Source organism: Commensalibacter communis (genome assembly GCF_947179015.1).
In the GTDB taxonomy this organism is placed as follows: Bacteria; Pseudomonadota; Alphaproteobacteria; order Acetobacterales; family Acetobacteraceae; genus Commensalibacter; species Commensalibacter communis.
Window position 1 is genome coordinate 94,436 of record NZ_CAMXCM010000001.1, and the last position, 21,752, is coordinate 116,187.

The 21,752-nt window shown below is 40.5% G+C and carries 17 protein-coding genes, 1 other RNA gene and 1 pseudogene; 1 reads left to right on the forward strand and 18 read right to left on the reverse strand.

Features of this window, described 5'->3' with window-relative positions; translation table 11 throughout:
- Nucleotides 1–117: 117 nt before the first annotated feature.
- From ftsZ to rnpB, 17 genes are all read right to left on the reverse strand, one after another.
- Nucleotides 118–1,653 (reverse strand): cell division protein FtsZ, encoded by a 1,536-nt coding sequence (gene ftsZ, locus PQG54_RS00480; protein ID WP_271789422.1) that lies wholly within the window; start codon nucleotides 1,651–1,653, stop codon nucleotides 118–120.
- Nucleotides 1,654–1,732: 79 nt separating this feature from the next.
- Nucleotides 1,733–3,115 carry a cell division protein FtsA gene (gene ftsA / locus PQG54_RS00485; RefSeq protein WP_271789421.1) on the reverse strand — a complete coding sequence of 461 codons (1,383 nt, stop codon included), beginning with the start codon at nucleotides 3,113–3,115 and terminating at the stop codon, nucleotides 1,733–1,735.
- Nucleotides 3,116–3,152: 37 nt separating this feature from the next.
- Nucleotides 3,153–4,064, reverse strand: coding sequence for a cell division protein FtsQ/DivIB (locus PQG54_RS00490; protein ID WP_271789420.1), 912 nt, complete (start codon nucleotides 4,062–4,064; stop codon nucleotides 3,153–3,155).
- On the reverse strand, nucleotides 4,052–5,005 hold the full coding sequence (locus PQG54_RS00495; protein ID WP_271789419.1) for a D-alanine--D-alanine ligase: 954 nt from the start codon (nucleotides 5,003–5,005) through the stop codon (nucleotides 4,052–4,054). The genes PQG54_RS00490 and PQG54_RS00495 overlap by 13 nt, the downstream gene beginning before the upstream one ends.
- An 11-nt stretch (nucleotides 5,006–5,016) precedes the next feature.
- A complete protein-coding gene (gene murB / locus PQG54_RS00500; RefSeq protein WP_271789418.1) occupies nucleotides 5,017–5,958 on the reverse strand; it encodes a UDP-N-acetylmuramate dehydrogenase in 942 nt (313 codons plus the stop codon).
- Between the two features lie 11 nt (nucleotides 5,959–5,969).
- Nucleotides 5,970–7,388, reverse strand: coding sequence for a UDP-N-acetylmuramate--L-alanine ligase (murC, locus tag PQG54_RS00505; protein ID WP_271789417.1), 1,419 nt, complete (start codon nucleotides 7,386–7,388; stop codon nucleotides 5,970–5,972).
- A gap of 39 nt (nucleotides 7,389–7,427) precedes the next feature.
- On the reverse strand, nucleotides 7,428–8,525 hold the full coding sequence (murG, locus tag PQG54_RS00510; protein ID WP_271789416.1) for an undecaprenyldiphospho-muramoylpentapeptide beta-N-acetylglucosaminyltransferase: 1,098 nt from the start codon (nucleotides 8,523–8,525) through the stop codon (nucleotides 7,428–7,430).
- Nucleotides 8,522–9,688: an FtsW/RodA/SpoVE family cell cycle protein gene (locus PQG54_RS00515; RefSeq protein ID WP_271789415.1), complete on the reverse strand. Its 1,167-nt coding sequence runs from the start codon at nucleotides 9,686–9,688 to the stop codon at nucleotides 8,522–8,524. The genes murG and PQG54_RS00515 overlap by 4 nt, the downstream gene beginning before the upstream one ends.
- Before the next feature lie 13 nt (nucleotides 9,689–9,701).
- On the reverse strand, nucleotides 9,702–11,096 hold the full coding sequence (gene murD, locus PQG54_RS00520) for a UDP-N-acetylmuramoyl-L-alanine--D-glutamate ligase (protein ID WP_271789414.1): 1,395 nt from the start codon (nucleotides 11,094–11,096) through the stop codon (nucleotides 9,702–9,704).
- A gap of 1 nt (nucleotide 11,097) precedes the next feature.
- Nucleotides 11,098–12,189, reverse strand: coding sequence for a phospho-N-acetylmuramoyl-pentapeptide-transferase (gene mraY, locus PQG54_RS00525; protein WP_271789413.1), 1,092 nt, complete (start codon nucleotides 12,187–12,189; stop codon nucleotides 11,098–11,100).
- Complete coding sequence (locus PQG54_RS00530) at nucleotides 12,189–13,577, reverse strand: UDP-N-acetylmuramoyl-tripeptide--D-alanyl-D-alanine ligase (RefSeq protein WP_271789412.1); 1,389 nt, start codon at nucleotides 13,575–13,577, stop codon at nucleotides 12,189–12,191. The genes mraY and PQG54_RS00530 overlap by 1 nt, the downstream gene beginning before the upstream one ends.
- Nucleotides 13,574–15,040: a UDP-N-acetylmuramoyl-L-alanyl-D-glutamate--2,6-diaminopimelate ligase gene (locus PQG54_RS00535; RefSeq protein WP_271789411.1), complete on the reverse strand. Its 1,467-nt coding sequence runs from the start codon at nucleotides 15,038–15,040 to the stop codon at nucleotides 13,574–13,576. The genes PQG54_RS00530 and PQG54_RS00535 overlap by 4 nt, the downstream gene beginning before the upstream one ends.
- A gap of 13 nt (nucleotides 15,041–15,053) precedes the next feature.
- Nucleotides 15,054–16,922, reverse strand: coding sequence for a peptidoglycan D,D-transpeptidase FtsI family protein (locus PQG54_RS00540; RefSeq protein WP_370866898.1), 1,869 nt, complete (start codon nucleotides 16,920–16,922; stop codon nucleotides 15,054–15,056).
- Between the two features lie 137 nt (nucleotides 16,923–17,059).
- The gene (gene ftsL / locus PQG54_RS00545) at nucleotides 17,060–18,085 is read right to left on the reverse strand and encodes a cell division protein FtsL (RefSeq protein WP_271789409.1); all 1,026 of its coding nucleotides are present in this window, start codon (nucleotides 18,083–18,085) and stop codon (nucleotides 17,060–17,062) included.
- Nucleotides 18,086–18,108: 23 nt separating this feature from the next.
- Complete coding sequence (gene rsmH / locus PQG54_RS00550; protein WP_271789408.1) at nucleotides 18,109–19,059, reverse strand: 16S rRNA (cytosine(1402)-N(4))-methyltransferase RsmH; 951 nt, start codon at nucleotides 19,057–19,059, stop codon at nucleotides 18,109–18,111.
- A complete protein-coding gene (mraZ, locus tag PQG54_RS00555; protein ID WP_271789407.1) occupies nucleotides 19,056–19,535 on the reverse strand; it encodes a division/cell wall cluster transcriptional repressor MraZ in 480 nt (159 codons plus the stop codon). Before mraZ ends, rsmH begins: the two co-directional genes overlap by 4 nt.
- 268 nt (nucleotides 19,536–19,803) lie before the next feature.
- Nucleotides 19,804–20,214: RNase P RNA component class A (gene rnpB, locus PQG54_RS00560), an RNA gene on the reverse strand.
- A gap of 104 nt (nucleotides 20,215–20,318) precedes the next feature.
- On the opposite strand from rnpB, the pseudogene PQG54_RS00565 reads away from it, so the two are divergent.
- A pseudogene (locus tag PQG54_RS00565) lies at nucleotides 20,319–21,104 on the forward strand (PhzF family phenazine biosynthesis protein).
- Nucleotide 21,105: 1 nt separating this feature from the next.
- Here the strand turns inward: PQG54_RS00565 and petA are convergent.
- Complete coding sequence (gene petA / locus PQG54_RS00570) at nucleotides 21,106–21,735, reverse strand: ubiquinol-cytochrome c reductase iron-sulfur subunit (protein WP_271789406.1); 630 nt, start codon at nucleotides 21,733–21,735, stop codon at nucleotides 21,106–21,108.
- Between the last annotated feature and the right edge of the window lie 17 nt (nucleotides 21,736–21,752).

Here is a 21,752-nt window from a genome sequence, read left to right on the forward strand (position 1 = left end):
AGAGGAAATAAAACGAATGCCAGTCAAAGATTGTTGCATAGTGTTACGAGAAACGGATGATAGGGCATAAAAAAAGGTCTCTAAATTAATCTTCAGAGACCTTCTAAAAAACAGAAATTAGGATTTTCGTCTTAAAAATGCTGGAATATCAAGACCTTCTTCGTCTAATTTAGCTTGCGTTTCGCCGTTTGATTGACCTTGTTCTTCTGTATTACTAGTAATAGAAGGTTCGCTTTTCCCTTGCTCATTAGAAGGGTTAGGATAGTTTTTATTTCCGCGTAGTGCCCCAGTTACAATACCAAACAGACTTCTTGATGGAGGAGGAGGGGTGTCATCTTGACGATGATGGGAATCAGAGAACAAACCTGAACGAGGAGATGTTTTTGCTGCACGTTCTGGAATCGCATCTGGGGAAGGCGCACGAGGCTCATCACTGTTATGTGTTGCGCTGTTTGTTTCAATAGGAGTTTCGATTTTTGGTTGGGTTGCTGGTTTTGCCATAGCAGGCGGTTCTTGATATTTTATCGGTTCAGGGACCTTTTGTGTCTCAACTGTTTCTGCAACTTGACCAACATTGGTGTTGGTTGTTCTATTTGTGTTCAAAGACGCGGCTTCTGGAATAACAACTTTTTTTTCAGGTTCAGTTGGCGGTGCAACAGGAGACTGTTTTTCGTATTGTACAGGGCTTTCGATACCTGTCGCAACGACAGAAACTCTGATTTTACCCGTCAGGCTTTCATCAATTGCCGAACCGAAAATAATATTGGCATCTTCTGCAACTTCTTCACGAATCCGATTCGCAGCTTGATCGACTTCAAACAAAGTAAGGTCAGAACCACCGGTAATATTAATTAATAATCCACGAGCCCCAGACATAGAAGTATCTTCTAATAATGGATTAGAAATAGCAGACTCAGCAGCACGAATCGCTCTATTTTCACCTTCTACTTCGCCCGTACCCATCATTGCTTTACCCATTTCTGCCATGACGGTTCGAATATCAGCAAAGTCAAGATTAACAAGACCAGGTGACATCATTAAATCGGTAACACCCTTGACGCCCATATATAGGACTTCATCCGCCATTTTAAAGGCATCTTGCCAGGTTGTATTTTCGGTCGCTGTGCGGAATAGATTTTGGTTCGGAATGACAATTAATGTATCTACAAATTGCTGAAGTTCGGCAATACCTGTTTCTGCAAGGCGTGCTCTTCTTGCACCTTCGAACGTAAATGGTTTTGTAACCACACCTACGGTCAAAATACCACGTTCACGTGCCATACGTGCAATTACGGGTGCTGCACCAGTACCAGTACCACCACCCATGCCAGCAGTAATGAATACCATATGAACATTTTCCATATGACGGGCAATTTCTTCTGCGGCTTCTTCAGCTGCTGCACGTCCGATATCAGGCTTTGCCCCTGCTCCTAACCCTTGGGTCAAGTGTGGACCAAGTTGAATACGATTATCAGAACAACTTTTCATTAATTGTTGCGCATCAGTATTCGCAACAACAAATTCAACTCCTTTGAGTTGTAATAAAATCATATTATCAACAGCATTAGTACCGCCACCACCAACACCAAAAACTGTGATACGAGGTGTAAAATCAGCATAGGCAGGTTGTGGAATTGTCAAATTGAGTGTCATGGATATCCTCGAACCAAGTATAGCTTTATATTTTGTAAAGTAGGATACATTAGAAAAGTGTTAGAATCCAAAGAAATATTTATATATGTATTCTGATAAACTCAATAAGCTTTTTCAAAAAACCCTCAGATTTTTTTTCTGCGAAATCCAAATCTGCTAGTGTGCGACCATCTCCCGCAGCCCACGCCAATAACCCAGCAGCCGTTGAAAAAGCAGCTGAATTTGCTGTGTCGTCTGGTAAGCCTATGATATTGTTTGGTTTTCCTAACCGAATTTGTCGATTTAAAATCCGTGCAGCCAAAGGTCCAAGCCCATCCAATAAAGAGCCACCCCCTGTTAAAATGACTCTACCATTGGCAGCATTACCGACATTTGCATTGTCTAAACGATCACGGATCAACTCTAATGTTTCCTCAATTCGAGGGCGAATAATAGAAATAACTCGTGATAGTGGTATTTTTGTAACTACTTCATAGTCATCATCACCAATCATTTGAATAGGAAGCTGTTGATATTCATCATCATAAGAATATTCAGCACTACCCCACATGGTTTTTAACCATTCGGCGGTATCAATAGAGGTTGACAAAATACCTGCAATATCTCGGGTAATATGTGATCCACCAATAGGAATCTGAGACGTATAAAGCAGCTGGCCTTCTCCAAAAATGCCAATAGAGGTCGTTCCACCCCCCATATCGACAATTGTTGCACCCAATTCCCGCTCATCAGGTGCCATTACGGCAAGTCCGGCAGCTAGAGGCGTGGATATAATGGCTTCAATTTCCAGCTCTGCACGCATTAAGACGGTTGCAAGATTACGCAAAGCCGTTGCGGAAGTATCAATAATATGTAAACGTGTGCTTAATAACTCACATTGATGACCACGAGGATCTTCAACCCCAGAGGTTTCATCGACATTAAACGCCAGTGGTAGTGCATGAATAATTTCTCTACCATCTATTTGTGCTCTTAAAACCCCTTCGTTAACCAGTCGATAAATATCATGATTATTGATTTCTTTGCCGCCAATAGGCCAATCAACATTAAAAAGCTGACTCTGAGGTTTTCCACCTGACAGATTAACATAGATCTTACTTAAACGGCGTTCTGCGGCTTCTTCTGCTTGACCAACAGCTGATCGAATGGCACGTTCTGCGGCTTGCAAGTTGACTATCCCACCTTGTTTCACCCCGTGAGATCGACGCCAACCATATCCTAAAACTTGCAGTTGGCCATTTGACTTACCTTGTCCAATTAAACAAGTAATTTTATTACTGCCAATATCTAAAACACCAAAAATCCCCGGCAACCAGTCTTTTTTATAAGGAAGATCATCTGGGGGAAACACACGGCTTTTTACCAGTTGTCTTGACTGTGCCAAAGTCAAAGCATTTTTGTCATGATTTGTATTATGATTATTTTTTTGAGCTTTGTTCTTGGAAGAAGTTAGCTTGCTCATGACCTTTACCCTGTTTATAAAGCAAAATGCTTAAGATTTAATGTGCGCTTGATGGCGCGGATGTGTTGTTAGAATTATCGGAGTTATTGAGATTATCAGGATTATCAGTATCTTTGGGTTTATTTAGAAAACTTTTATCTTCTTGAATAATTAATCGATCCGCTAAACGTAAATCAATAGTTTTTATAGGTCGATCCAAAATCTGTAGTTCTTTTTGTAGTCGATTTAACCGCTGAAGTGCCGGTAACTCTTGGTTTTCTGGTAGCAAAACGACTGTACCGTTTTTTAAATCCAAATTCCATCGCCTGTTGCCAACACGGACTGCGGCGACGACATGTTGTTTGATTTCAGGTTGCGAGGATAAGATATCAATTAATTCAGAAGCACTTGTATTCGCACCATATCCAACAACTAATGGCAGTTGTAAAAATGCTTTGCCGTCTTTTCCGCTCATGCCATGATCGTTGACGATTTCGCCTTTGCGGTCGATCAGTTTGAAATGATGGTTAAATTGCCACACAGCAAAAGGTGTTCGTTCCGTAATATGAATGATGATGGTATTAGGTAATTGCCTCTTTAACAAAGCATGATCTACAAAAGGGAGGTCATTTAGACGATCTTGAGCATCTTGTACTGAAAAATTAAAAATAGAATCACCAACCTGAATGCCCAAAGCTTCTTTCACATCTTGTTCTGACGTAAGATTGCATCCAGTAATGAGGATTTTAGTAATTTTCATGGGTAGAATATTTGCAACTTTTTCTTGAATAACAGAAAAATGCTGATCGCCAGCCATTTTGAAAACTAGCCATCCACCACCTATAAAAAAGCCGATAATAATAAGTAATAGAATAAAAGGGCGCAATAATCGTTTAGAACGAAGAAGCGCGATCTTACTCTTTGACGGACGGTCGTTTTGATGCTCTGGACGTTTTTTTAAATACGACATCTTGCATGTTCCACCAGCCACGAGCAAAGTTCTGGATAAGATATATTGCAATAAGCCGCTTGTTCAGGCAGTAAAGAGGTTTTGGTCATGCCTGGTTGGGTGTTAATTTCCAAAATATAAAGTTTACCAGGTTTCTCTGGTGTCTCATTGGTATTATCATATCGGAAATCTGTTCTAGAAACAGGGTAACAACCTAGAATCTTGTGCGCTTGTTGTGCGTAATTCATAGCCTCTTGAAAGGCTTTCGGATGTATTTGCGCAGGCAAAATATGCTTTGATTCTCCGGCGGTATATTTTGACGTATAATCATAAAAATGATGTGTGCCAGAAGAAATGTCTGTGATGGTCAATGCTTTGTCTTGCATGACACAGATTGTTAATTCTTTTCCAGGAATGAATTGTTCAATCAAAGCATTATCACCAAAATGCCATTCTTTAACAATATTTTCTCGTTTCTGTTGGCGTAGATTTTCATCTTCTTCTGTAATAATATAAACACCAACCGAAGACCCTTCTTCAATTGGTTTTACAACATAAGGAACGGGGAGAGGGTCTTGAGATGCTAATGCTTTAATTGGAATAACTTTGCCTGTGGCAACGGGTAATCCTGCGTCGATTAATAAAATGCGAGTCATTTGTTTATTCATCGCAATGGCAGAAGAGCAAACCCCACCATGGGTATAAGGGATATTCATCCATTCCAATACACCTTGTATCGCGCCATCTTCGCCAAAACGCCCATGTAGTGCATTAAAGACAACATCAGGACGCTTCTCTTTTAAAAATTGGATTACATATTCCAGATCATCATTAACGATTAAATCGCTGACTTGGTATCCAGCTTCTTGAAGTGCTTCGATAATATTGCTACCACTTGCAAGGCTTACTTCACGTTCAGAGGAAATTCCACCCCGCATAACGGTGACATGTTTTTTGGACATTGACTGTTTTCCTATTGTTCTAATGGACGACCAACGCGTTTAATTTCCCAGTGAAGCTGAATGCCAAATTGATTCATGACACGTTTTTTAACTTCTTCACCTAGATTCTCGATATCAGCAGCGGTTGCTGTGCCAGTATTAATTAAGAAATTACAATGTTTTTCACTGACTTGAGCACCACCAACCATCAAGCCTCGGCCACCAACCAAATCAATTAATTGCCATGCTTTGTACTGTGTTTCTGAAGGATCTGGATTACGAAAGGTTGATCCCCCTGTTCGAGAGCGGATTGGTTGAGACTCTTCACGCTGCTTTTTAATGGCATTCATCGCTTGGGTAATTTTCTCTTTGTCCCCAGCAATCCCTTGAAGGCGAGCTTTAGTTACAATAGCATCTTGTGGTAACGAAGAATGCCGATAGCTTAATCCTAATTCGCTGACAGATAAACGTAATAATTGCCCTTCTCGGGTGATAATCTCTATCCAGTCTAAAATATTAGAGAGTTCTGAGCCATGTGCTCCTGCATTCATTTTCACGGCGCCACCAATAGAACCTGGAATACCAATTAAGAATTCCAGCCCTGAAATTCCATGAGCCGCAGCATGTTCAGCGACTGTTGTGTCTAAACAAGCAGCACCGACAATAAACCCATCATGGTCGGGTGTAATTTCGTTAAACCCTTTGCGTAGTTGGAAACTAATCCCAGCAATGCCACCATCACGGATTAAAAGGTTAGAAGTCGCACCTAAGGTAAATATTGGCCATTCTAAAGGGATTGTGTTTAAAATATACGCAAGGTCTTCGTCGTTGGCAGGATTGATCAAGGTTTCTGCATTTCCGCCTACTCTAAACCAACTGCGCGCACTCAAAGGAACATCAAAATTGATTTTTCCTCGTAGTTTGGGCAGTAAATCAGAAAATGCTTCTTTGGTAAAAAGACCTTGTTGCTGCATATTTTATCCTTTTAAGCGCTTTCTTGTTGTAATTTTTTAAGTTGTTCTGGCAAAGCATGAGCCCAATGGGTGACAGATCCTGCACCTAAACAAATTACCACATCGCCAGGTTCAGCAATTGCATTAATCATTTCCGCTAGTTGATCGGGATGAGGTAATGCAACAACAGATTGATGTCCATGCGCACGCAAACCCTCGATTAACGCATCACGATCGAAATCGGGAATAGGATCTTCACCTGCGGCGTAAACATCTGCCACAATAACAGTGCTAGCATCATTCATGCAGGAACAAAATTCAGTAAATAAATCACGAAGTCTAGTATAGCGATGGGGCTGAACGACTGCAATAACATTATTAGAGGTTGCTTGGCGTGCTGCCTTCAGAACAGCAGAAATTTCAACAGGATGGTGTCCATAATCATCAATAATACTGATTTTCCCAACCTCGCCTACGCGGGTAAAGCGACGTTGAACCCCTTTAAATGCAGCAAAAGCAGAGCGAATATTATCTTCGCTGATATCCATTTCCAAAGCCACTGCAATTGCAGCCAAAGCATTTTGAACGTTATGTTGACCCAACATAGGTAAACGAAATGGCCCAATACGACGATTAATTTGTTTGTGACGGTTGGTGACCACAACATCAAACGTGGTGCCTAATTTATCAGTAATTATTTTGTCTGCACGAACATCGGCCTGAGGGGAAAAACCATAAGTAATTAAACGACGATCAGACAAGTTCGGTAGCATTTTTTGAACGCCAGGATGGTCAATACATAAAACGGCAAATCCATAAAACGGAATATTGGACACAAACTGATGATAGGCTTTTTCCATGGCCTCTGGGGTTCCCCAGTGATCCATATGTTCAGGATCCATATTGGTAACAATCGCGATGACAACAGGAAGATGTAAGAAAGAACCATCACTTTCATCGGCTTCGACAACCATCCAATCCCCAGAACCCATACGTGTATTGGTTCCATAGGCTTCAATAATACCCCCATTAATAACGGTAGGGTCAAGTTTTGCATGTTCTAGTAACGTTGCAATTAAGCTGGTTGTTGTGGTTTTTCCATGGGTTCCGCCAACAGCAATAGACCAGCGTAGGCGCATTAACTCTGCCAACATTTCTGCACGGCGCACGACGGGAATAAAGCGAGAGCGTGCATCAACAACCTCTGGGTTATCTTTTTTAATTGCAGAAGAAACCACGACAACTTGAGCCAATCCAACATTATTGGCACTGTGACCAATATGAACGGTAATACCCAGTTTACGTAAACGTAAGACATTGGCGTTTTCTGACATATCTGACCCTTGGATTTTATATCCCAGATAATGCAATGTTTCCGCGATACCAGACATGCCAATACCGCCGATACCTACAAAATGAATAGTACCAATCGAAAGGGGAAGAGATCTCATAGTTACAGTGCTTTCTTTATCAAAAAATCGCTAAGATGATTATATGGTGATATAGGATTCGATCAAATCTGCCAATTCTTTTGCAGCATTTGGGTAGACTAATTGATGGGATTGTGCCGCTTTGCTCAATTTATCAGGGTTATTTAATAAATCAGATAATAGCGAAGTCAGTGCTGTTACCGAAAAATCATTTTGGTCAATAATCCAAGCAGAACCTTCTTGCTCCAGTGCTTTGGCATTATAATGTTGTTCTTGATTAGCAGCAAATGGATAAGGAATGAGAATTGCAGGTCTCCCTGACAAAGACAGTTCCGATACAGAAGAACCGCCAGCACGCCCGATGACCAGATGTGCTTGCTTTAACAAAGAAGACACATTGGTTAAGAATGGCGCAAGCGTTGCTTGAATATTTGCTTTTTCATAGATTTGAGCCACATGGGATAAATCTTCTTTGCGCACTTGTTGGGTAATGCGTAATTTTTGTTTAATCTCGATAGGTAAATTCGCTAAAGCGTATGGAACGATTTCTCCAAATATTTTAGCACCCAAAGACCCACCCCAAATAAGTAAAGAAATCGTATCTGTTGGTGCTTGATAGGACGAAGGGTAAAGTGCTGTGATATCAGGTCGAACAGGTAATCCTGTAGTTTTGATAGGAATATGTTTTGGAATGCCAGTGACTTCTGGATAAGAGGTTGCAATAATTGTCGCAAAATGGGACAGCATGGCATTGGCTTTGCCAATAATTGCATTCCCTTCATGGAGGATAATTTGAGGGCGGCGTTTTTTTGAAAGTAAGCGAGCAGCGGTCAAAGGGGGAATAGATGGATACCCTCCGAAACCAATAATTGCAGCAACGGGATTATTTTGTAGAATTTTCCGAGATTGAGCAATCCCTTTCAGCAATTCAAAACTATTGCTAAGTTTTTGTACGACTGATTTTTTTGCAATCCCACCACCATCAATGACAAATTGTTGGACTTCGTTCCATTCCGCTAATTGGGGATCTTCAATACGTTTATCCGTCATAAATACAACAGGATAATTCCGCTCTCTTAATTGCATAGCAAGTGCTTTTGCGGGGAAAAAATGTCCACCTGTTCCACCTGCAACAATAGCGATTTTAGGTTTGCTCATCGTAAAATACTCCTTTTGCTAAAGGGTTGATTATTATTTTTAAAAAATTGAGGAGCTTCAATGCGGCGACGGGTTAATGCTAAAACCATACCAATGGTTAATGCAATCGAAAGCGCTGATGACCCACCATAAGAAATAAACGGTAACGTCATCCCTTTTGTTGGAATAAGATGTAATGTTGAACCCATATTGATAAAGGCTTGTAATCCAAAACCAGTAATTAATCCAGAGGCTGCCAAAATAATAAAAGGATCATCTTCTTTAATCAGTTTAAGTAAGGTTCTGACAACGATAAAGCAAAATATAAAGATGATAAGGCAACAAATAATCATGCCATACTCTTCACCCGCAACGGCAAATACAAAGTCTGCGTGCGCATCAGGTAATAAATCTTTGACGCGCCCTTCACCAGGGCCTCGCCCCCACAATCCACCATTCCCAAACGCACGTAAGGCAGTATCAATTTGATAATGATCGCCCACTTCTGGATGTAAAAACCGTTCTACACGTGACCTTACGTGAGGTAATACAACATACGCACCGACAAAGGCTGCAATCATTCCACCTAAGCCAGAAAAAATCCAGAACATATTCAAGCCGTTGATGAACAATTGGGTCAGCAAAACAGCAGTAATAACGGCTAGCATCCCAATATCGGGTTGAGATTTCAGGATGAATAAAATGACCGCATAGACCCCCAATGCAATGAAAATGCCAGGAATATAGAATCGTTTTTTCCATTCCGTTAACAACCATGCTGTACAAATGGCAAAACAAGGCTTTAAAAACTCAGAAGGTTGCAACGACATGATCGGCAGCGCAATCCAGCGTTTTGCCCCTTTAATATCCATTCCATGTACTAACGTATAAGCAGTCGCAAGAATGGCAATAAACGTGCCAACGATACTTAATTTTTTTATGGTCTGGGTCGAAAGCATCGAAATAAAGATAATGGTCAGGGCAGCAATGCTAAGGAACATGACCTGTTTAAAGATAAAAACATCTCTGGACGCACCAATACGCTGCGCCACAGCAGGGCTGGCCGCCATCATCAAGATATATCCAAAACCAATAAGCAATCCAACAGAACCAAGCATCCAATGGTCAATATTACGCCACCAACGTGCAAGTAATGAATTATCAGAGCGAGAAATTCCAGACATTGATTTTGGATCCTTAATCCTTTGATGATTCAGAAAGAGAAGATGACAGTTGCATGACAAGTTCAGCAAAACGATCTCCACGTTCTTCAAAGCTGCTAAATTGATCAAAGCTAGCACAAGCTGGTGAGAGTAAAACGGTTGGAATACGATTTTGTTGTGCGTATTGATATGCTTCTGGTACCGCATGTTCAAGGGTGTGAACAATACGATAAGGGACTTGATAGTGCTTTAAGGTTTGTTCCAAAACAGGTGCGTCTTTGCCAATCAGTAAAGCGAGTTTTATACGAGGGAAATAAGGGGCAAGCTCATCAATGCCATTTGACTTTGCAAGGCCTCCAGCAATCCAAACAAGTTCATCATAGCAAGTTAATGCCTTTGATGCGGCGTCAGCATTGGTTGCTTTGCTGTCATTAATAAACGTAACGTTATTTAAATTTGCTACAGGTCTTTGACGATGCGCCAATCCTTGGTAAGAGCTTAACCCAGATTGTATTTGTTCTTGGTTGAGACCTAAATGGATAGCCATTGCTGTGGCAGCAGCAGCATTTTGCGCATTATGATCGCCTGGTAAAAAGCGTGCTTTGGTAAGATCAGCAATGATCCCATGTTGGTCTTGTATTAAATAGTCTTTCACCCAGATATTAGCATTGATATTCGTGCCAGCTATCGTTTTAACTTGCATCTTATTTTGTTGTTTAAGTTCATTTGCAATGGTTGCACAGATCGCATCTTCAACGCCGATGACCGCTAATTGGTTGAGGTTTTGGTGATCAAATATATGGTGTTTTGCCTCAATATAACCTTGTATATCTCCATGACGCTCTAAATGATCCGGGGTGATATTGAGTAAACAGGAAATATCAGCAGTAAATTGAGAGAAACGCTCTAGCATATAAGAAGACATTTCTAATACATAAACACCTTGATCTTCCAACAAAGGAAGAGCCAAAGCAGCGGGGCCGAGATTCCCACCTGCAACCGCTGGAATACCAGCTTCTTTTAACAAATGTGTTAGTAACACAGTTGTTGTAGATTTTCCGTTTGTGCCTGTAATAGCAACAAAGCGCGCTTTTGATCCTGATGCTTTAACGGCACGATATAAAAGCTCGGCATCAGATAAGATAGGAAGGTTTCGTTGAAAGGCAAGCTGAGCAACAGGATGAGGTTTAGGTAAATGATGAGGAATACCAGGAGACATCACCAACGCATCAAAATCATGCAAATTATCAAATGGCGCAATCAAAGATTTGAGTTCTGCTGGAACTGCGTTCCTTGTTTTTTCTTGATCATCCCAGATTTGAATTGTTGAGCCTATTGCTAATAATCGTTCGGCAGCAACAATGCCATTTTTGCCTAGCCCTAGGATTGCATATCGATGATTTTGAAAAAGAGTTGGTGAAAAATTCATATTAACGCAACTTTAATGTGGCCAGACCAATAAGACCCAGCATGATTGCAACAATCCAAAAACGAATAACAATTTTTGATTCTGATAGCCCCTTTTTCTCAAAATGATGATGTAAAGGTGCCATTAAAAATACACGCGTCTTGGTACGTTTATACCAAGCGACTTGAATAATAACAGATAAGGTTTCAACAACAAATAGCCCACCGACAATACATAAAACAAGCTCATGTTTAACGGCAACGGCAACAGTTCCTAAAGCACCACCCAAAGCCAAGGAACCCGTGTCCCCCATAAAGACAGAGGCAGGAGGGGCATTGAACCATAAGAAACCTAAGCCAGCCCCAATGACGGCGGCACAAAAAATGCCTAACTCACCAGATTGAGGCACAAAATGGAGAAATAAATATTTGGCAAAGATAGCATTTCCGACCAGATAAGCAATTAATGCAAAGACTAAAAATGCAATGACAACAGGCACGATTGCTAAACCATCTAGCCCATCAGTGAAATTAACAGCATTTCCAAATCCAGCAATTACGACCATGCCGAATATAGGAAAGAAATATCCCAAAGGAATCATCAAATTTTGGAAAAAAGGTAAAGCAACTTGATTAGCAATCTCTGGTGGGGTGATATGCTGCAAGGCAAAAGAGGCAAGAATAGAGATTAGAAATTCTCCGCCCAGACGGGTGCGTTTAGACAATCCATCTGTATTTCTTTTGGCTAATTTTTGGTAATCGTCAAAAAATCCAATCATGCCAAATCCAAGTGTTACGAATAACACAATCCACATAAAGCCGTTTGACAGATCGCTCCATAACAACGTTGAAAACGTTAAAGTCAAAAGCATCATGATCCCCCCCATTGTTGGGGTTCCTGCTTTTTCTTTGAGATGACGTTCTGGCCCTAGGGCACGGATAGGTTGACCGTCGCGTTGGATTTTATGGAGCTTTGCAATAATATAAGGCCCAATCCACAGGCTTAGGAAAAAGGCAGTAAAACACGCCGCTCCAGCGCGAAAAGTAATATAGCGAAACAGGTTGAATGGAGAAAGATATTCCAACCCAAAACGCGTAATTAGATCATATAGCATTAATTTTTCCTTATCTCTGGAGCGGTTAAAGTGGTTACAATGGAATTCATACGCATGCTGTTACTTCCTTTGACTAACAGCGTATCATTTTCTTGTAATTGAGATTGTATAAAAGGGATCAACTCTTGTGCTGTTGCGCACCATCCCCCTCGTAGAGGCTGAGGTAATTGTTCAAATACAATATGCATCATTGAACCACAACAAAAAACAAGATCAGCATTGGCAATAAGATGTGGTAACAAAGAAAGATGTTCTTGCTCACTAAAATCCCCCAACTCCATAATATCACCTAAAATAACTATCTTTCTGGCAGGTGCTAACAAAGATAATGTTTTTAATGCGGTGCTGATCGACAGGGTAGAAGCATTATAACTTTCGTCTAAAATACGACCATTAATGGTTGGTAGAGATAAGATTTTTCCTCTGCCATTGCCTGTTTGAAAATCGACAAGAGTAGTGATAGCCTGTTGGATATCTAGTCTCAAAGCATGAATTGCCCCGATCACCAATCCAGCATTGCGTATTAAATGCTCACCTGGTGAAGAAAGAGTAAAAGCGTAATCTTGTTTTTGAATTGAAATTTGGAAATTTGATTGCTGCGCACCAAGATCGATATTGCTAATTTGTACAGAAGCAGCCTTAGAGGCGCCAACAGTTTGTAATTGGACTTGATATTGTTTGGCAATGCCTTGGAAAATATCCAAGCCGTAAATTGTTTCTGGCACCAACGCAACGGCCTGAGGTGGAAGTGCTATTATAATCTGGCTTTTTTCTTTGGCAATATTATCCAGATTTTGCATATATCCTAGATGAGAAGATGCCACTTCGGTAATAATAGCGATATGTGGGCTGACAAATGTTGCCAAAGGTGCAATTTCACCAATATGATTCATGCCAATTTCACAGATACAAAAATCTGTATCTTTTGGCAATCGTGCTAGGGTCAAAGGAACGCCAAGATGATTATTATGCGAACCAGCCGCAGCATGAACCGTTCCATAAGCAGATAACGTCATTTTGAGCATTTCTTTGGTCGTTGTTTTGCCAACACTGCCCGTAATTGCAATGACTTTGCCAGTAAAACGATTGCGTGCATAGCGTCCCATATCTGTTAACGCTTGTAATGTGTCTTTGACATACAGAATAGGCGCAGTATCAGGTATTTCTGAAATCGGATGACTTACGATTGCACAAGCTGCTCCAGCATCTAGAGCTTTTTGAACATACGCATGTCCATCACTATTTTCACCAATAATTGCGACAAAGATATCGCCTTTTTCAATAGAGCGTGTATCGATTGAGATACCATTACCTTTGATGGAGGTGGAACAAGGAAAAATTCCATTGGTTGCTTGGATAAGGTCTGTTTCAGTCCATAAAACGCTCATAGGCTACTCACATGTTTTCGAATAATAGTCACGTCATCAAAAGGATGAACAACAGAACCAATTATTTGTCCTTGCTCATGACCTTTTCCTGCTACGACCAGAATATCGCCACTTTGTAGCTTTTTTATGGTTTGGGCTATGGCTTCTTCTCGATCTGCAATTTCCAATGCAGCTGGGGCGCCTGCTTTAACTTCCTTGCGAATATGGTCAGGATCTTCTGTCCGAGGGTTATCATCGGTGATAATAACGCAATCTGCATATTTTGATGCTTCTTGTGCCATTAAGGGGCGCTTGCCTGCATCGCGATCTCCGCCAGCGCCGAAAATAACGTATAAGTCGTTATCAGTATGGGGGCGTAAAGATTGCAACAAATGTGCTAGCGCATCAGGTGTGTGTGCATAATCAACATAAATTGCTGCACCATTAGGCAAAATAGCAGCTTGTTCCATTCGACCTCTGACCCCTTTAAGGTGAGGCAACAGAGGGATGAGGTTGGCGATATCTTGTTCATTTTTAGCAATGAGCGCCACAGCTAGTAAAATATTATCGACCTGATATCGCCCTAACAAAGGAATAGTTACTGAAAACACATCATTAAGTGCTGTTTTGATTTCTAACTTTTGCCCTTCCGGTAAAGGCGTTACAGAAAGAAGTTGTAAAAACTGTCCTTGCTCTCCAACCAATCGTAAATTTTGTTTTCGATCTAAAATAGCTTGCTTAATTTTTATTAAAGCATCTGGATCCATATCCGCATTAACGCCAGCAACCCCACCGATGGGCAGAATATTCTTAAATAACCTTAATTTTGCTTCTAAATAATGTTGAAAATCATGGTGATAATCCAAATGATCGCGCGTTAAATTGGTAAAGCCAGCAGCCTCTATCGTTAATCCATCTAAACGATATTGATCCAAGCCATGAGAGGATGCTTCTAAAGCAAGATGTTGCACGTTATGCTCAACTAAGTTTGTCAGGATCTCATGTAACATGATACTATCAGGAGTGGTCAACACAGGTCCCGTATAGTTATAATTTGTATTACTAATAACCCCTAAAGTACCGATTGTTGCAGCTTTAAGGTTTTGTAATTGCCAAATTTGTCGGATGAAATCAGCAGTGCTAGTCTTTCCGTTCGTTCCTGTAATTGCGACTTGGTGTTGTGGATGGTTGGGAAAGAAAATAGCTGTCATTAGTGCTAAAACATAACGTGGGTTATCACAGTGAATAGCAATACATTGATTTGTTTCAGGAAAAGATGCATTGGTTGGTAAAAGAATAGCGCTTGCGCCTTTCTCAATAGCCACATCAATATAATCACACCCATTAGACTTTGCCCCTGGAAGTGCGGCGAAAAGATACCCCTGCTGTATTTTACGACTATCTAATGTTATTCCTGTGATTTGAGTGTCACTCGGAACAAGTGGCAAATGAATATGGTGAAGCAGCGCATTAAGAGAAATCATGGTAAAAGGAGCTTTATTGTGATCGTGTTGAAGAAGCTTTGGCCGAAGGTTTCTTTTTACTCTTTTCTTTATTTTTTTCTGGACGATTTAAACGAGGATCGCCTGGATCATTTCCAGGACCTAAAGGTCTTATCCCTCTGGGTACAGGGGGGCGCAATGGGATCGCAAGCTGAGCATCAATGGTTGCAGCATCTTTGGTATTTGGAAATAAATTCAAAATTGGACCAATACGCCCAATAATTTTAGAGACTGCTGGAGCGGCGTTCCATCCCGCTGTTGTCCAGCCATGGGTTTCTTTGGTTGGTTTTGGACTGTCCAACATGACATAGACAGCATATTTAGGATCATTCATTGGAAATACAGCAGTGAAAGCGGAAACGTTGACGTGCTTTAAATATCCACCTGATTTACTGACTTTTTCACTGGTACCTGTTTTCCCACCGACAAAATAGCCAGGAACTTCCCCGTTTTTACCAGTTCCTTTGGTAACGTCCAGCCGTAAAATTTTTCTTAGGGTCTCAGAGGTTTTTTCGGATAGAACTCGCTCCCCTTGAGCCTTAGGTTGTGGTGTTGGGGCATTGTTATCTACGGGTTGTTGTGAAAGATCATTATTACTAATATCTTGCAAGGATAACAATGTTGGTTTCAGTAAGATCCCTCCATTGACTGTCGCCGCTGTTCCACGAACAATAGCTAACGGAGATTCAGCAATACCATGACCAAACGCAATCGTCATCACAGTTGATATACCCCAATTTTTGATTGATGGTACAATGGGTCTTCCTGATTCTGGTAACTCTATGGGAACTCGAGCTAAGAAACCCATTCTTTGCATCCACTCTCTTTGCCTCTCTGCTCCAACGTCCAATCCGATGTGGGCAGAGGCTGGATTGGATGAATAAGCCATGACTTCTGGCAAAGAAAGATAAGGGGGGAAATGATCAGTTCTTAAATCTTTAATCGTGAACCTACCCACACGAATTGGGGCTGTTGCAAAACGATCCCAAATATGGGCTACGCCCAATTCAAGTGCCATCGCAACATTTTGCAGCTTAAATGTTGAGCCAGGTTCATACATCCCAGTTGTCGCTCGGTTAAAACGAGAGTTAGGGGGGGCTTTACTAAATTGATTAGAATCATAGTCCGGCAAGCTAATCATTGCCAAGATTTCACCCGTATGAACATCCATCACAATGCCACAAGCTGCCTCTGCTTGGAATTTATTCTTTGCTGCTTCGACTTCTTCTTGAACGACAGTTTGAACATGGGTGTCTATTGATAATCTTAAGGGGTGACGCGTATCCATTAACCGTTGATCAAAATATTTTTCAACCCCGGCGATTCCATGGTCGTCGATATCAACACTGCCCAGAATGTGAGATGCTAATCGCCCCAAAGGATAACGACGACGTTCACCGGCTTCGAAATATAATCCTGGTATTCCCAGATTATTAATCGCAACTTCTTGCTGTGGGGAGATATCGCGAGCAAGATAAACAAATTGCTTTTTAGAAGACAAACGTTCATAGGTTTGATTAACATCAAGTTTCGGCAAAATTTCTTTTAGTTTTTTTGAAACGTCCGCAGGATCAATAATTTCTAAAGGATTGGCATAAACTTGTGCAACAGGCAAAGAAATAGCTAGTATTTGACCATTGCGATCGATAATGGACGCTCTTTTAATTTGTGGTAGAGCAAAATCACCAGACATCACGCCTTTGGGATCACTTTTAGGTATTGCAGGAACTTGAGGGGCTATTTGTTGCTTTTGTGGGGCAAGCGGCATTAAAATAGTCGCCATTGTCAGTTTAAAAGAAACTGCACCATACAAACAACAAAAACCACACGCTGTGATGAGTAAGCGTGCTCTGGTTTTATCCATTCGGTTATAGTTTTTTTTCTTCTTTTTTATATTAACGTGTGGTTGTGGCTCAGCACGATTTTCCCTCTCTTGAGCACGAGGGGAACCTTGATTCCGATCATCCCTGTATCGCATTATTTTTTATACAACCTTTGAGTTTACGGTGCAAAAGGTACAGGAGCAGGAAGCGCTTCGTCGCCACTTCCCCCTAAGGCAGACTCAGAATGTGCAACTGTGACTGTAGAAGAGCGTTTCTTTTGTATACTATTGGAAGAGGACTGTGTTTGTTTAGGTTTTGAAGTTTTGTTGTGAGAAAAAGGATTTCCACTTTGAATATTGTAAGCGACATTCTCAATATGATTTTTCTTAATCGTTTGTGGTTTTAAATTTGGAGTATCCACAGAATCATTGGTATCAGCTGTCTCTATGGGTTTAACTTTTTTGCGATGTGTTGAGAGAGCTGAAGCAGGGGTAATAGATTGATCTGTTAGGCTATTCTCTTTTGGTTTAGCGTTTGCAACAACAGATGGCTTTTTAATTGTTTGTGGTTTTAAAGTTTGTGTTTTTATTGCATCACTAGCTTCAGCAACTTCCACAATTTTTACTTTTTTGCGTTTTACAGGTGCAGGTGCAACAACAGGTTCAGCTGGAGGATTAGTTGCTGTCACAACAGGTTTGACCGTTTGTTGCGGCTTTTGTTGTAACATAGGGGGGGAGGCATCTGCATTATTATTGGCAGGAATAATAATTGGTGGTGCTTGAACAGATGATGTTTGATGAAGATCTTTTTGAGCGGTTGTTGCATCAGCAATAATATCGCCAGATTGTCCATGGTTTTGGGCAACGTTCTTAACCAAATCCTCACGTGTTTTGTCTTTTTCAGGAGTCTTGGTAATCGGTGGTAACATAGAAGTAGCCGCAGACATTTGAACAAATTGTGATGGGCTATATGGATGTAATACGGGTATAAATTTAGCAGATAATTCTTTTAATCGATCAGGTTGATTAAGCAATGTCCACTCTGTACGTAACATGGCCGTACGTGACTTAATTTTTTGTGTATCATACACAATTTTTGTAATTTGTTTGTCAAGGAGGGTTGTTTTATGCTTTTGGGCATACAAAACCATACCAGAAACCCCAGCAAAGAAAACACAAAATAAAGTAAATGGACGGATCATCATAGGGAAATTTTCCTTTTATCAGATCATGTAATACGTTTGATTGCACGCAGTCTGGCACTGCGTGAACGAGCATTAATATAGCATTCTTGTTCAGAGGGACGTTGTGGTTTCGAGGTCAATAATTCAAAACCAACCTTATCTTGTGACTGAGACAAGGAAAGAGGAAGATGCCGAGAGGGTTTTGCAACCCGTCCAGCAGCTTTATTCATAATATCTTTGACAATACGATCTTCCAGAGAATGGAAAGAAACAACAATTAACTTTCCACCAAGCTTCAATAAATTCAATGCGGCATTAAGAGCCGTATGGATTTGCTCTAGCTCATTATTAACTGCAATACGCAACCCTTGAAAAGAGCGTGTAGCAGGGTTGATCTTGCTTTTGTCCGTTGGGATCGTTCTTTGGATAAGGCTTGCTAAGTCTTGAGTTGTTTCAAAGAGAGATTCTGCACGTCGAGCAACAATTGCTTTTGCAATTCGCCGAGAAAAACGCTCTTCACCATAGTGGAATAAAATATCTGCAATTTCGGTCTCAGAAAGATAATTTACTAAATCAGCCGCGGTTTTTCCCGTGCGGCTCATACGCATATCTAATGGCCCATCAAAACGAAAGGAAAAGCCTCGATCTGCTTGATCCAGTTGAAATGATGAAACCCCAAGATCTAGAACAATGCCATCACATTCGGTCACTTCTTGTGACTTTAATAATGAGTCGATATTTTCAAAATCCCCTTGCAACAAATGTAGAGAAGGGAATTGTTTTTGAATTTCTTGTCCACGTGTAATTGCATCAGGATCTCGATCAATCCCCCACACATTACAATTAGCAGCAGCGAGAATTGCTTTGCTGTAGCCGCCACCACCGAAAGTAGCATCGACATAAACACCATTGGTTTTGGGTTCCAACCATGCCATTACTTCATTAAGCATGACAGAGAAGTGTCCGTCATGTGCAGGATAGATTTCTTGTGTCATGATTCTATCCTTTTTATATTGGATTGTGGGGTAATTGATAAGTTTTTTTGTTGCACCTTTTGACGTGCTGTTTTGCAACGTTCCGCAGCAGCAGAAGGTTCCCAAATTTGAAAAATGGTTCCAAGCCCCATAAATGTTACTGCATCCGTTAAATTCGCATGTTCTTTTAGAATATCTGGCAGTAATATGCGACCTTCACGATCTGAATCAATGGGCCAAGCTTCTGCATAAAGAGTGGTGGCGATATCATCATGCTCTTCCGAAAATAAGTCTAGACTATTTAAAGAGTTTGTTAATTCAGAAAAAATAGATAAAGGCCACCCTTCGATGCAAGGCATTTTATGAGAGGGTCGAAAAATAAGGGGATTATTTTCTTTAGATTGTTCTTTGCGTAATGCAGCACGAAAGCTTGCAGGTACAGAAACCCTTCCTTTGGCATCAAGTTTATTTTGATGTGTACCAAGGAATAAGCTCATTCTTGTGTGATCCCCTTTAAACGTGCTGCATAAATAAGAAAAAGAAACTTTAGAATCGATAATCTATTTTCACCAGAAATGATTATGTTCTTTTATGGGATAGCATGGGTAATCGTGGGAGGTCAAATGTTTAGAATTAAAATTTCTCTTATTTTCAGTAGGTTTTGTCAAATATTTCATATTTTACTTTCAGAGATGATAAAAAAGTTTCACTTTTCGATATCAAAATAAAAAATAGTTGAATAAAAACGGATACATAAAGGGGATTAAAGTCAGATAGCGTATAAGCCGGGTTCTGTGAATGTCCGAAGACAAGCGATGACCATTCATCTAGAACACGATTCGCATCGTATTTCATGCAACCAACCCGGATAACAAGACGGAAATTCTTCGACTATCTTGCGATAATCCGTTATCCCTATTAGGTTTTGCTCCTGGTGGGGTTTACCCTGCCATTCTTGTTACCAAGAACGCGGTGTGCTCTTACCACACCATTTCACCCTGACTTGTAATTTATTGAATACTCAACAAATTCCGACAAGCGGTTTGTTTTCTGTGGCACTTTCCCTAAGGTTACCCTTGCCAGCCATTAACTGGCACCATTTTTCCGTGGAGCCCGGACTTTCCTCTCTTTATATACCAATGAAGATTTATAAACAGCGATCATCTGGCTATCTGACTGCAAAGATAAGGACTGTTTTTATGGCAAAAGTCAAGAAAAATTACTTTTGAATTCTATTTTGATATAATTATATTTTTTAATATGGTGGAGCAAAAATTAATATGAAATGTTATGTAGTCGATGCTTTCAGTAATGAAATATTTAAAGGAAATCCAGCTGCTGTTTGTATTTTAGATCAGTGGGTTTCTGATGAATTGATGCAAAAGATAGCTTAAGAAAATAATTTGTCTGAGACTGCATTTGCGATCAAAAGCAATCAAGATCGTTTTGAGTTGCGATGGTTTACCCCAGGGGATGAAATTGATCTCTGTGGGCATGCCACATTGGCAACAGCCTATATCTTAATGCGTTTTTTTGACGTTAAAGATCAAATTATATTTGATACAAGAAGTGGTGCCTTAAAGGTCTGTCAAAAAGGAGATCTATACGAATTGGATATGCCTTCTTATCAATTAGCGCCTGGTACCATCACGAATATTATAGAAGAAGCAATTGGTATTCGTCCTCAAGAAGTGTGGAAAGCAAGGGATCTGGTTTGTATTTTAGAAAATGAAGATCAAGTTAAATCTGTTATTATTGATGAACAAAAAGCAAAAATATTGGAAGGATTACTTTTGCACGTTACTGCACGTTCTACCAAGTATGATTGTGTTACCCGTAGTTTTGCGCCGAAACTTGGTGTTTTAGAAGATCCTGTGTGCGGGTCAGGTCATTGTCATATTGTGCCCTTATGGGCGAAAAAATTAAATAAGACAACATTAATTGCTTTGCAAGCTTCACAACGATCAGGGATTTTATATTGTCGATATGACAAGGACAGGGTTTATCTTGCGGGAAAAGCGGTTTTATATTCGATTAACGAATTATTTCTTGGTTTACTGAGTTAAGCTATATTTGTTTGATCTGCGTGAAATCAAAATTCTGCCCTTTGGGATTTTCACCGATACGGATAATGTTTGGTTTTAAATAGGTATAGGGTGGAATTGGTAAATTATATGGGGCTGGCATAGATTTATAGACACGTCCGGCTAAATCAAACCTTGAGCCATGACACGCACAATTATAAAAGCTGCCTAACTTAGCGCCTAGCTTTAATGTCGGCACACAACCTAAATGCGTGCAAGATCCAATTAAAACAACAGTTTCTGGACGAATTGAACGGTGCCAATTTTGGGTATAAGAAGGCTGCTGTAATTCTTTACTATCAGGATCTCGTAATCGTGTGATTAAGCTTGCGTCTTGTAAAGCCTGAAGCGCCTCTGTCGGACGATTTAAAATAAAAACAGGATGTCCTTGCCATGTTACGGTTATTTGCTGCCCTGCCTTTAGAGAAGAAATATCAATATCAACAAAATTTTGTTCAAGTGTTGTGTTTTGAGAACTAAGGCTGTTTAGAAAAGGGCAGGCCACAACAACCCCTCCTACAGTCACAGAACTGGCAGTTAATAATTGTAAAAAACTGCGACGATTTTGTGAGGGAGGTATTACAGGTGTTGGTGTGGATGGATTGTCTGTCATTTGAGTTGAACCTTGTC